At 55.9% G+C, this 12,869-nt stretch carries 10 protein-coding genes; 5 read left to right on the forward strand and 5 right to left on the reverse strand.

Features of this window, described 5'->3' with window-relative positions; all coding sequences use genetic code 11:
- Positions 1-18 precede the first annotated feature (18 nt).
- Positions 19-282 (forward strand): hypothetical protein, encoded by a 264-nt coding sequence (locus tag WCX49_RS09335; protein WP_345984823.1) that lies wholly within the window; start codon positions 19-21, stop codon positions 280-282.
- 71 nt (positions 283-353) lie between these two features.
- On the opposite strand, the gene WCX49_RS09340 is transcribed toward WCX49_RS09335, so the two are convergent.
- The 3 genes from WCX49_RS09340 to WCX49_RS09350 form a co-directional block, all read right to left on the reverse strand.
- Positions 354-776: a hypothetical protein gene (locus WCX49_RS09340; protein WP_345984824.1), complete on the reverse strand. Its 423-nt coding sequence runs from the start codon at positions 774-776 to the stop codon at positions 354-356.
- 503 nt (positions 777-1,279) lie between these two features.
- Positions 1,280-2,524: a DEAD/DEAH box helicase gene (locus WCX49_RS09345; protein WP_345984825.1), complete on the reverse strand. Its 1,245-nt coding sequence runs from the start codon at positions 2,522-2,524 to the stop codon at positions 1,280-1,282.
- 146 nt (positions 2,525-2,670) lie between these two features.
- Complete coding sequence (locus tag WCX49_RS09350; RefSeq protein WP_345984826.1) at positions 2,671-3,204, reverse strand: hypothetical protein; 534 nt, start codon at positions 3,202-3,204, stop codon at positions 2,671-2,673.
- Between the two features lie 336 nt (positions 3,205-3,540).
- Between WCX49_RS09350 and WCX49_RS09355 the strand changes: the two genes are divergently transcribed.
- Positions 3,541-4,281, forward strand: a complete 741-nt coding sequence (locus tag WCX49_RS09355) for a DUF4395 domain-containing protein (protein WP_345984827.1) — start codon at positions 3,541-3,543, stop codon at positions 4,279-4,281.
- A 21-nt stretch (positions 4,282-4,302) separates the two neighbouring features.
- Here WCX49_RS09355 and WCX49_RS09360 read toward each other — a convergent pair whose 3' ends face one another.
- A complete protein-coding gene (locus WCX49_RS09360) occupies positions 4,303-4,509 on the reverse strand; it encodes a hypothetical protein (RefSeq protein WP_345984828.1) in 207 nt (68 codons plus the stop codon).
- A 150-nt stretch (positions 4,510-4,659) separates the two neighbouring features.
- Here WCX49_RS09360 and WCX49_RS09365 point away from each other — a divergent pair, with 150 nt between their 5' ends.
- The 3 genes from WCX49_RS09365 (at position 4,660) to WCX49_RS09375 (ending at position 11,849) form a co-directional block, all read left to right on the forward strand.
- Positions 4,660-5,676, forward strand: coding sequence for a DUF21 domain-containing protein (locus WCX49_RS09365; RefSeq protein WP_345984829.1), 1,017 nt, complete (start codon positions 4,660-4,662; stop codon positions 5,674-5,676).
- A gap of 278 nt (positions 5,677-5,954) precedes the next feature.
- Complete coding sequence (locus WCX49_RS09370) at positions 5,955-10,919, forward strand: papain-like cysteine protease family protein (protein WP_345984830.1); 4,965 nt, start codon at positions 5,955-5,957, stop codon at positions 10,917-10,919.
- A gap of 123 nt (positions 10,920-11,042) precedes the next feature.
- Positions 11,043-11,849 carry a phosphatase PAP2 family protein gene (locus WCX49_RS09375; protein WP_345984831.1) on the forward strand — a complete coding sequence of 269 codons (807 nt, stop codon included), beginning with the start codon at positions 11,043-11,045 and terminating at the stop codon, positions 11,847-11,849.
- A gap of 17 nt (positions 11,850-11,866) precedes the next feature.
- Here WCX49_RS09375 and WCX49_RS09380 read toward each other — a convergent pair whose 3' ends face one another.
- Positions 11,867-12,865 carry a lipid A deacylase LpxR family protein gene (locus tag WCX49_RS09380; protein WP_345984832.1) on the reverse strand — a complete coding sequence of 333 codons (999 nt, stop codon included), beginning with the start codon at positions 12,863-12,865 and terminating at the stop codon, positions 11,867-11,869.
- Between the last annotated feature and the right edge of the window lie 4 nt (positions 12,866-12,869).

The following is a 12,869-nucleotide window of genomic DNA, read 5'->3' on the forward strand; positions in this document are numbered from 1 at the left end:
AAAAGTTGAAAGGTTCCTATGCAACAACTGCTCATTACCGTGGAAATCCAGTCTGTCGGCGATCAGTGGCAGCTCGATGTCATAAACACCATTACGCAAAAGCATTTCATTTGCCACAACCTCGACGAAATGAACGAGAATATTCAGATGCTATTTGATCTGTATGAAGGATACGAACTACAGGTGGAGTGGCTGAAAACGCCATTGGCAAGACCGGATCATATTAATGAAGTGCGACAGGAGATCGACAAGATGCAGCATTCACTTGAACAGGCTGATTAGCAAGAGTCTACATACCTTATCTGCCCAAAAATAGTGTGCTAAATCGTCATCCCTCCTGCTTTACAGTCTCATCACCACTGTCGTATCTTCTGATGGCATCCAACGCATTCATTCAGTATATGCGTATAGTAGGCGGCAGTATTACTGTAGTCTTTCGGCCCGCCTAGACTCGAAGAAAGTTTGTCGATATTATCCCGAATTCTGAGCGCTGTATATTTGGCGTAACTTCGAGCAAATTTTGGGTCGTCAGGCATATGATAAACGAGTGCATCCCCATGCCGTTCCACAAAATCCTTAGAGCTTCTGTCAAGCAACTGCGCACCTTTGCGCATCTCCCAAGGTTTGTTATATAAAATTCCGTGCTGGATCAATTCAAGCGCCGATGCAAAGCTTTGCATCGCTTTTTTGAGTTCTTCTTTTTGAACATCTTTACTTTGTTCACCGTATAACATGCTACACACCAATAGTATGGCTACTACGCTCCACAATTTCATATCAACCTCCATTGATAATAATTATTAATAGTATCCGCATTGCTTTTAAGGGTGTCTGACACAAAAATCATAATTCTATTAGTTGAAATATTTTCGTTGGGAAAGATTCAAATTTATCGGGAGAAAGGCTTTTGGCTATATCCATATACATTTTACATTAGAAATTTATCTCTAAGTATTTTTGATATCCATGTCATAAATGTGCCCATATCGTGCCAAAGAATGACTACTTTTGAAGAAATGTAAGAGTAAGTGATAGAGCTGCAAAAGCCCTTTGTCATGGTCTTTTGTAGTTTATTTCATTTCATTCGAGATTATCCAGTATCCGGAGCCATTTTCTTCGACGCTTTTTCCTAAACTCTTCGTTGTCACAGCACTCACGTACAATAGTACGCTTCGCACTGTTCCGCCTTGATTTTAGAAAAAATCGTCTTCGAAAACATTCTTACACAATCTAAATGCCTATTGCTCCCATAAGATAATTAGGAGTGTATACTCGACGCCTAGCGCCCTTCGGCCTCTTTTTGGGCCTGTTCACGCAGACGGTCCTTCTTGCTTTTTTTCTTTCCCTTTACCGGGGCCGGGCCTTTTGTCTTTACCGGTGCTTCGCCGGTCAGCTCGAAACCTTCGACCCGCTCGCGCGGCAGCCGGATCTTCGCGCGTTTTTCGATGACCTTGAAATACGCCTGCGTCTCATGGTCGATGAACGAGATGGCCGTGCCCGATTTTCCGGCGCGTCCCGTCCGCCCGATGCGGTGGATGTAATCCGCCGGGGAACGCGGGAGGTCAAAGTTGACGACACAGTCGATATCGTCTACGTGCAGTCCGCGCCCGACGAGATCGGTGGCAAAGAGGATACGGAACTGCTTCTGTTTGAAATCCTCCAGCGTCGCGCTGCGCTCCTCCTGCGTGAGGTCGCCGTGGAACGACTCCGCCGAAAAGCCGTACTTGCGGAACTTTGCAGCAATATTGTCCGCTGCGCGCTTGTTGGCCATGAAGACCAGAACCTGCTCCCACGGTTCGTTCTCGAGCAGGTGACGCAGCAGCGGCCCACGCATCTCGCGGTCCACTTCGATGACGCGCTGGTCGATGCTCTGAACCGTCGGTGCTTCCGACGCAAAGGCGACTTCCACGGCCTCCTGCGTAATGCGCGATGCGATGGTCTGCATCTTCGGCGGGTAGGTCGCGGAAAAAAGAAGGTTCTGACGTTTTTCGGGAAGCTGCGGCAGAATAAGATCGAGCTCTTCGGCAAAGCCGAGGTCGAGCATCTTGTCCGCCTCGTCGAGGACCAGAAACTCCAGGTGCGAAAGGTTCATCTGCTTCTTGCCCAGTACGTCGATGAGCCGCCCGGAGGTCGCCACGACGATATCGCACCCCTGCTGCACGGCGTAGAGCTGGTCGCCGATGCGCTCGCCGCCGATGATGCTGACGACCTTGGGCGGCGTCGGCAGGAAAGCGCCGAAGGTCTCGAACGCCTGCGCCACCTGCAGCGTCAACTCCCGCGTCGGCGTCAGCACCAGGGCCTTGATTTTCGCCTTGCCCTCCCCTTTGCGCTGCGACCAGAGCTGCAGCAGCGGCAGCACGAACCCGGCGCTTTTGCCGCTGCCCGTCTGCGCCCGGGCCATAACGTCCCTGCCTTCGAGCACCAGCGGGATCACCCGCTGCTGTACGGGCGTCGGTTCGACGTAGCCGTTCTCCTGCAATGCGCGTTCAATCGCGCCGATAAGTCCGAGTCCGGTGAACGGCATGAAGCTATCCTTCTAGTTTGTTACACGTATTTTAGGGGGTTTGGGCTTTAACGCTTATCGTCACCGCGTGTCAGCTGCTAAAAGAGGGTTTGTAAGGGTAAACAGAGGAAAGTGCCAAAACCCTGATGAAGGGTTTTGACCAGGCATTACTTCGATACTGGGACAGGCATGGACACGGTACAATCGAAATTGGCAATACTGTTGATATGCACTGTACCTGTCGTCAGAGGCGTTCCGTTCCCAAAAAGTTCGATATCGTATGTCGCACTTCTTTCAAGGATCTCGGAAGCTGAAGTCACTTCGTATGACATGCCTGCCATTGCATCGGACGTAAACTCCAGAATACCGCTCTGCGCCGCGTATGAGAGGTAACCGTAATCGAAATCGGGCTCATCGACAAGCAGATCAGAACCATAGATGCGATCCTGTGTATACGCATAATAATCATATGCGCCAACAGCATTCGTACAGAAGTAGTAATCGATATTTGAGGCATCATAATCGTTATTCGCAAAATCAAGATCAACATTGAGGTGATATCCCGTCAACCCCGTCGCATTCAAGTCCGCAAAAGTGACGTTAGATTCACCGACGCTTATAGAGCCGGAGTTTGAAGTTCCACACCCTGCAAAGCCTAGGACCAAGGCACCTGCAAGCATAGATGAGATGTATTTTTTCATTTCATTTCCTTTATAGATATTCTTCTTCATCCTACAGATACAAACATTACATATCACTTAATTTTTATCATATAAATAAACAATCTGCTACTGTAAACAATAATCTTCACATTCACCAGAAGCGGACGCAAAATTCAACCGCGGACACTGAGTGCAAACGATTCTACGGGGTAAAGAAAAAATCAGATTTCCAATGCCCACTCTTTTCAAAATTTGTTATAATTCGTCCCGCATCAAAACTTTATCACAATGCATTTACTTGAAAGCCCCGTTCGTGCTGCGTTTATCGAACCGGGGAATGATTACGCATATCCTCATGCACCCAAAGGAAGTTTTTTGAACCTGCAGAGTTTTTTATGGGATTACGGAGAAAAAGTACCCGGGTACGACGTCAGGGTCGTCAATGAAAGAGAAGCGAGAGCCGCAGCGGGCATCCTCGGAACAATGGGAACCATCATCATCTTCGTCGGGATAGGCTTCAACCACATCATGGCGGCAAGAATCTATCTGGCCTTTTTGTTTATCGATTTTACGCTGAGAATGATCAGCCCGAAATACGTCCCCTCCCTGCTGCTGGGCAAATTCATCGTCCAGAACCAGAAACCGGAATACGTCGGCGGGCTGCAGAAACGCTTTGCCTGGACGCTGGGATGGCTGATCTCCCTGCCGATGGTCTGGTGGTTCGTCATTAACTGGGACATTACATTTTACAAAGTACTGATCTGTGTTCTCTGTGCGTCACTGATGTTTTTGGAGAGTGCCTTTTCCATCTGCGTAGGGTGTATGATCTACAAACTGCTCACGCGGTTAGACCCTGTCCATTGCCCGGGCGGCACCTGCGAGCTCCGTATCAAAGAGCCCATCCAGATGTTCAACCCGGTTCAAAAAGTCATTGCAGCCCTGACCATTGTCGGTTTCCTGGTGGGGACCTACGCCTTCCTGGCATACGAAGAGCCCAAAACCTTCTTCGGCGAGTTCCTCCACGAGGCCGTTTTGACGGACGCCCAGCTCACAAAGGAGAAAGAAGAAGCATACCAGCGTGAGATGGAAAAAGAGTTCGGAGACGAGGATTTCTGACGCTTTCCCCCTCCCCGGGGATTAATGCCCCGCCAGTGCGTCGGCCTGCGCTTCCTGCTCTTTCAGTTTGGCATTGACACTCTGCGTGACGCTTTGTGCATCACGCATGACGTCGATCTCCTGCCGCAGCACATGATCGCTTTTATCCCCTTGCGTTTCCGTATTCTGATCGGAACAGCCACCGATGAACAAAAACATCAGTACGCAAGCGGCGAACCTTTTCATCATGAATATCCTTCTTGACAATCTGAAACATTGTAAAGCTTTACCGTCAAACTGTCAAACCCGTTTGAAACAGACCTGCCGCATTAATAAAGGCAGAATAGAGCGTCAGCGCCGCTTTCCCTTAAGCCCCCCGTAGTAAGATTGTGCATGGAAATGACATCTTTATCCCTTCTGAACTGGCTCGGTATCGCCTTCTGTATCACGCAGTCGGCGATGTTCTCCGGGCTCAACCTCGCTTTTTTCAGCATCAGCAAAATGCGGCTGCGCATCGATATGTCCAAAGGCGACGCAGCGGCGGCCAAGGTCTACGCCATGCGCGAGGACCCGAACTTCCTGCTGACGACGATTCTCTGGGGCAACGTCGGCATCAACGTTCTGCTGACCCTGCTCTCAAACTCCGTCATGGCCGGCGTGGTCGCTTTCATCTTTTCGACGATCATCATTACTCTGTTCGGCGAGATCATCCCCCAGGCCTACTTCTCCCGCAACGCCCTTAGAATGGCCTCCGCCCTGGCACCGCTGCTGCGCTTCTACCAACTGCTGCTCTGGCCGCTGGCGAAGCCCTCGGCCATGATGCTCGACCTCTGGCTGGGCAAGGAAGCGGTACAGTTCCTGCGCGAGAACGAGATCGAGGAGATGCTCAAACTCCACATCCTGGAGCGCGATTCGGAGATCACCCGGACCGAAGGGGTCGGCGCGCTGAACTTCCTGGCCATGGACGACCTCAAGGTGAGCGAAGAGGGCGAACCCATCGAACCGCTGAGCATTATCCCCATGAAGTTCGAAGGCAGCGTACCGCAGTTTCCGGAGATCACCCCCTCGGCCAAAGACCCTTTCCTGCGCCGGGTACACAGACCGCATAAATCGTGGATCATCCTCACCGACATGCGGGACAATCCCCGCCTGGTCATGGACGCCGACGGCTTTATCAATGCCGCCCTTTTCGAATTCGAAACCTTCGACCCCATGGAGCACTGCCACCGCCCGACGATCATCACCAATATGGAGACGACCCTGGACTACATCCTGCCGGGTCTGCAGGTGGACCCGGAACATATGGAGGACGATGTCATCGACGAGGACATCATCCTCGTCTGGGGAACCGAACCCCGGATTATCACCGGGGCGGATATTCTCGGACGCCTGCTGCGGGGGATCGTGGCAAAATAACCCCCGCTGCAGCGCCCCCTCATCCCTCCCCTATATCCACACGGTATCACTTCCATTATCTGCCGGGCAACTGCCTAACTTTCGCTCCGTACGCACATCTCCATGCAACAGAAAAAGTTATTTAACACCATTTATACATAGAATACTTTAATGTTTAGATAGGTTAGTTTTAGTATAGTTTTGTGTCAAGCGTGTAGTCAGCGTCGGTCCGGTCCGCTACAGCGGCATCCTGCCGATCAACCTCCCCCATCCAATGAAACAGCGAAAAAGGATTCCATATGCAACGGGAAAGTGTCAACGGTTTATTCGTCCCCACCGACGGAAGTGCCGCCGCGGAGCGCTACAGCGGCCATTTCATGAAAGTCAGCTACGTCCAGCTCATCCAGGGGCGCTCCGTCTACAGCAAAGACCGCGTCGATGTTGAAGCAGACGGCAGTTTCCGGTTCTTCATCCCCCTTAAAGAGCTGCTCTCCGATGAGATGGTTCAGATCGAACTCTATGCGCCCGACGGGGAGCTGATGGGCAAGCACTCCTACAGTTACGGCAGTCTGCATGCCGCATTCATCGATGAGAGCGCGGTGGACGATACGGGCGCGATGCAGATCGCCATCGATCCCAAAGTCATCGATTTCCAAACCTCCGAAGCCGAAGCCCTCACCCACCGTAAGGTCCGCGGCAAACTGCTCGATATCTCCGGTGAACGCAATGCAGCAGGCCTGCAGGTCATCCTGATGGTCAGCAACGATCCGGACGCAGCGTACGACAGTGCGAGCTACCAACCGCTCCTCGCGGCCGTCACCGACAAAGAGGGCTATTTTCTGGGCAAAGTCGAAAACCTGAGCTGGCAGCAGGCCTACGGGGTCGTTGCAGGCCTGGAAGGTCAACCCATTCCCATCGCCCTGGACAGTGAAAAGAAACTCCCCCATGAGATCATCCTCGTCTCCGACCTCACGGGACTGCCGGAGAACCTCGCCGAACTCGAGGCTTACCCCTCCCTGCCCGACGGCGACGCCCTCGCCGGCTCCGGCTCCTACTCCCAGGACCTCGGCGGGAAATGTGTCGACTTTACGGTACCGAACCGCACCCTCGAAGAGTTCAGCTACTACCACACGGTCCGTACTACAGAGCCCGAGATTCGGGGCCTGACGGTCACCTCCTCGGAAACCAGGAAACTGCGGGACGAACTCCTCACGATCTCCGACGGGGCCTTCACGCTTCTGGGAAGGGTCAGCAGCTCCTTTTCCAGCCTCTCCGTCATGGACTACAGCGTTGAAGAGGAGGAACCGGCCGAACAGACGGTACCGGAGACAGCCCTTCGCATGGTCTCGACGGCCGGCAGTACTGCCGCTGCCGCTTCAAATTACGCCGTTGCTACACCGGTCTATAAACTGAAGATCGCGGCCGGTCCCAAAATGCTCGCCTTCAAAAGCAGCGACCTGATACAGAACATCGGATTTGATTTCAGCAATCTGCTCAAAATGCTCGCGGAGCAGCAACGCCGCCGCAAAAAACTCGAAGCGCTGCACCGCAAAGTCGCCGCAGCCTACTGCGGCAAACACGGTGCGGAAGTGGCCCAGGAGTACTGCGACTCCCTGGAGGCGGAAGATACGCTTAACCGCAACACCGTCCGGGCGCTCCTGGGGCATCTGCGCGAGTATGCAGGCTTTGTCAAGCCCAACACCAAGCTGGCGAAACAGTTCGAGACCTTCGCTACCGAACTCGATACCCTTGTATCAGCCCCCTATGCCGATGCGGAAGCCATTGCCCTGACGGAGAAAAAAGGCGAAAAGCTCATTGCCGCCGTCGACAAAGGGACCGAGGAGTCCCAGGACCAGGAGGAGCTGCTGGGCTACCTTCGCCGGATCGTCACCGAACTCGCCCGTGCCAGGGAAGGCAGCGCGATCAACTTCGAGCCCTGCCCCCCGGCCGAGCAGAAAGAGACCATGGGTATACGCTGCCTGATGCAGGAGTTTGAGAAGACCAAGGAGGTCCTGCGCAACAAGCCTGTTTTCACCCTCGGCGAGATCCTGATGATCCGCGCCAACTACGATACCTTCCTCAACAGTATCGTCGCCTTCATGGCGCTGCTCGAAGAGTTCCACGCCTTCTACGCATCGGGCGGGAAAACGGCGTTTGCCCTCTCGCTCGAGGATGATTATTTCGTCGAACATTATGCCAGCGTCAAACACACCCTGCAGAACCTCAAACAGCAGATCTACCGTGCCATCAGCCGGATCGAGGCTATCGAGCGCGCCTACATCACCAACCACCCCGGACGCCGCGAACTGACGGTCGAAACGAGCATCGACTGGGACGACACGCCGACGATCTATGAGAATACGACTATAGCCCACGGCCATATCCTCCATTTCAAGCAGAAGTGGAAAGCCGACGGCTACTCCCTGGGCGACCTGCTCTACAGTCTCCCCCTCGCTCCCTGCCAGGAGAAGCAGATCGCCATTCTCGACTGGGACCGCGAAGAGCGTGCCGCACGCTCGGAGGCGCAGACCGTGACCGAATCGCTGCAGGCAAACCTCTCCCGCGACCGCGACATCAGCGAGATCATCAACTCCTCCCTGACCGAGAACATCTACGCCAGTTCCACGAACCGCACCGGCTCTACCAGCGCCGGGATCGGCGGCGGGATCGGCGGTTTCTTCGGGGGGATCGCCGGCGGGATCTTCGGGGGCGTCTCCCACTCGGGGGCCTCATCGAAATCGACCTCCCACCAGAGTTCGGCCCGCAACCTCTCCTCGGGTGCATTGAACCGGCTGCAGGACAACCTGGCCCAATCCGCCTCCGCCGTCCGGGGACAGCGCAGCACCGTCGTGCAGACCGTAGGGCAGAACGAAACGGTCTCCGCCCAGACGGAAGTGATCAAGAACAACAACCACTGCCACGCCATGACCGTCGAGTACTTCGAAGTGCTCAAACACTACGCCATCGAGCAGGAACTCGTCGACGTACAGGAGTGCCTCTTCGTCCCGCTGCCCATGGGCCACTTCGACCATCAGAAGATCCTGCGCTGGAAGAACACCCTTCGCCGTGCTGTCTACGGGGCGACCCTGCGCCGCGGCTTCGACGCCATCGAGCGGATCGAGAACCACTATGCCAACTCGGACTTCCCCTCCGGGGCCTATGCCGACGAGACCATCCGGGATTTCACGGGCCACTTCAGCCTCTCGTTTGAGCTCAAGCGTCCCTACATCAAAGACATCGAAGAGGCCACCACGACCGAATACATCGACCTGGCCGACTTCTTCCCGTGGCACATCGGCCACCTGGTCATCCCCTACCGCGAAGTGCCGCTGACAGAGGCGGAAAAAGACGCACTCTTCGAAGCCGATTACGCCCCGGATATCGTCCGCTCCTTCATCGACACTCTCGAGATCGCCGCGATCGCCGAAGACGGCACCGAAATCCCGCTTGACCTTGACTATACGCTGCTCTCCACCTACCGCAGGGGGGCGCCGCTGCAGATCAACATCGCCAGCAAAACCGTGCCGGGCATTACCCGGCGCAAGATCGCGCACCTGCGTTTCCGGGCCAAAACGGCGGTCAAAGCCTCCTCGAAGATCCTCCTGCGCTCGGCCTACCTGCATTACCGCACGGACCACCTCAGCGCCTATATCCTCAATAACAGCCGGATCAACAACGACATCATCACGACCCGCGAGATCCAGTGGTCGGACTTCACTATCCGGACCGTCACGGACGCGGCGCTGCTCTATACGCCGATGACCGACCGCGAGGAGCGCGACCCGAGACGCGAAGACCGCGAGGCGGCACAGCAGCTCGTACAGTTCCTCAACGAACACCTGGAGATGTCCCACAAGGCGATCTGGACCGGAATGGATTCCGCCCGCCTCTTCGGCCTGCTTGACGGCTATGTCGCCCCCAACACGAACGGCAAGAGCGTCGCCAGTGTCGTCGAGAACCGGGTCATCGGCGTCGTCGGCAACAACCTGGTGCTCAAGGTCATCCCCGGCGAACGCCTCGACCCCGTTTTCAAAAGCATCGATGACCTGATGGAGTACTACGCACCAACGACCAAACCTGACCCGTTCCGTATCAGCGTCCCGACCAAAGGGGTCTACGCCGAATCCGTCATGGGACGCTGCAACAGCTGCGAAGAGATCGACGACAGCCGCCACTGGCGCTTTGAAGATGCCCCCTGCGGCACGACGCCGACGGCCATCTCCCCCCTCTCGACGGAGAGCCGCCGCAGCGACGTCGGCAGCCTGCAGGTCAAAGACCTGCCGACCAACATCGTCGCCATGCAGACCGCGCCTGCGGCTCCCGATCCGACGGGGCTCACAGCCGCGTACAACCTGCTGGGCAAGAGCGATATCTTCAAAGATATGACGGGGCTCGCCGGCACACAGGCCAATGCGCTTCAGGCCCTGCAGACAACCTCGAAAAGCGTCACGGACCTCGCCGGCATGGCCTCGGACATCGTCAAACAGCAGGCGATGAAAAAAGATATCGACAAAACCCTCAAGACGATCAAAAAGGCCGAGGACGGCAAACAGATCAGCAAAGATCAGGCAAACAAACTCTCCTACAGCGCGCTGAGCTCCATGGTGGGCGAAGCGACGAAGAGCGAGAAACTGACCCAGGAAAACGATGTCCAAAACGCGATCAAAAAAGCGGCCGACGCCAAAAAAGACATCACCATCAACCGCGGCAGCGAATCGGTCGCCATCTCTACGCCAAAAACGGGCGGAAGTACAGAGAGCTCCTACGACTACACCGTTCCGGGCCTCGTCCCCACCGTTGCACAGCCCTCTTCCATGACCTGCTGGGCGACGGTCGCGACGATGATGCTCTCGTGGAAAAACAACCAGTCCTTTACCATCCAGGAGGCGATGGACCGCGCCGGCAGCACCTACCGGACGATGTTCGACAACAACCAGGGACTCCCTGCCGCAGAGCATGAGGCCTTTGCGGCGGCCTGCGGTATGAAAGGGGAGCCGCCGATGAGCTATACGCCCAACGGCATCCGCTCCCTGCTGGAAAACTACGGGCCGCTCATTGCCGTCGCGGACGAGGCACCGGGCGACAAATGGGCCATCCACGCCCGGGTCATCCGCGGGATCTACGGCGACGGAAGCGTCGACAACACCTTCCTGCGCATCAACGACCCCGCCGGGGGCAAACAGTACAGCGAATCCTTCCGGACCTTCGCCAACAAGTTCGAAGAGGTCGCCGACAGCCCGCGGCTGCAGATCATGCACTACTAGGCCTCACGCGGAGCGGTAACCCGCTCCCGCCTCTTTTACGCGGCTTTGCCGCGGCATTAGCTCAACACCGCTGTCTTGTCCATGCACACACCCGTTGGCACACGATGCGTTATACTGCCAGTTATGAAATACACGTATGCCCGCACCGTTATTCCAATATTATTTGCCATTTTTTTATTCTCCGGCTGTGCCACGAAGTCGGGAAACTGGGGAAGTGATGCCACGCTGCTGCCGGGATGGAAGGCCGTCGGCCATGCTGCCGCGGAGGCAGCACTCGACCCCCTTACATGGGCGCCGCTGGGAGCCGCGCTCTGCTTTCAGGTTGAAAATTTCGACCGGAGGGTCTCTGAGTGGGCCGTCGACCAGACCCCGGTCTTCGGCAGTACGGAGAATGCCTCTGATGTCAGCGACACCCTGAAAGAGGCTTCCAAGATCAACTACTACGTGACCGGCGTCACCGTTCCGACGCAGGAGGGATGGCGCGGCCTCGGGGACAGGGCCCTGGGCTTGGGAGTCGGATGGGTTGCGATGACGTCAACGGCGAAAGTGACGGACTGGATGAAAGCCGGTTTCGCCCGGGAGCGGCCCGATAAAAGCGATAAGCGGAGTCTCCCCTCCGGGCACACCTCGGGGGCGTCCGTGGCGGCAACACTTGCCGCCCAGAATATTGGACATATGCCGATTCCAAGAGGCCTGCAACTGGCATGGATGGGGGCCGCATACGGTGTCGCCGGTTTGACCGGATGGGCACGGGTGGAAGCAGGTGTGCATTACCCTTCCGATGTGCTTACCGGTTTTGCCCTGGGGCACTTTATAGGGCGTTTCTTCAACGATGCCTTTATCACGCCCGCCTACCGGGACAAGGTCGCCGTCAGTGTCGATGCCCTCTCCCGCAGCGACATGGCACTGTCACTGCACTACCGCTGGTAGAAGAACCGTTCTGCTCCCTAGGGTATCTGTAACACCAGGTTCAAACGTCCGAAATAGTTGGAGCGGACATACTGCCCGATCGGACGGCTGGGGTAGAGCTCCAGCGAAGCCCGCAGCCTTTCGTAATAGAGATCGAGCCCCAGCAGCCCCGTGATGAGCGTCGTCGGCATCTCGAAATCGTACCCATGCTGCTTAGCGTACTCGTGCAGGTAAAAATAGCCGACTACATCGGCAAAAAGTGCGAGGTTAAAGCTCCATCCCCACCTTCCCCTCCGTGTTTCCAGGTTGAGCTGATGGGCCAGCGAACGGTTGATAATGCCGCTGATCGTCACGAAGTTTTCGGGGACATTCTCCCCGATGCGCACGGCCGTACCCCCGCCCGCCCCGACGTAGCTGCTCCCCGCGTTGACCGAGAGGCTGTTGAACCACTCGAAGGTGTAACGCTCTGCGACACGGCCGGAGTATTGGCGCGTTCCCATCACATAGCCTGTCTGGAACAGCAGCCGGTCCGGTACCTGGTTGTCCCACCCCTGCGGTTCATCGATCCGCAACAACCTATGCAGGCCCTTCTGCACACTTTCGGCCCCCGAAGAGGGTCCCATAACCCCCAGCGTCATCAGCACCTCGTGGAAGATATGCTCATTCCAGATGAACAGCGACGCGGTCAGGGCCGTCGACCCCATATAGGGAACGTCATCGTAGACGGGTTCGGTCTCATTCGTATCTTCAGGCGTAATGGCGATCCCCTGGAGGCTGATGGCCCCGTTTTGCTTCATACCGGAGAGATCAAAGGGGAACACCGCCGTCAGCAAATCGCTCATTCCCTTGACGTAGCCGTATTGAAAACTCCCCTTTTCACTTGCATCCAGTGCATCGCTCATCCAACCGACCTGGAAACCGCCGGTGTATTTGTCGTCCGACCCGAAAATCATATCGTTGTCAATTGAAAACGACCAGCTCTCTGCAAAGAGCGGCAGGAGCAGCCCCGCCGACAGCAGCCCGATGATGAGACGCACCGTC

This window comes from Sulfurimonas sp. HSL-1656 (genome assembly GCF_039645585.1).
GTDB classification, from domain to species: Bacteria; Campylobacterota; Campylobacteria; order Campylobacterales; family Sulfurimonadaceae; genus Thiomicrolovo; species Thiomicrolovo subterrani.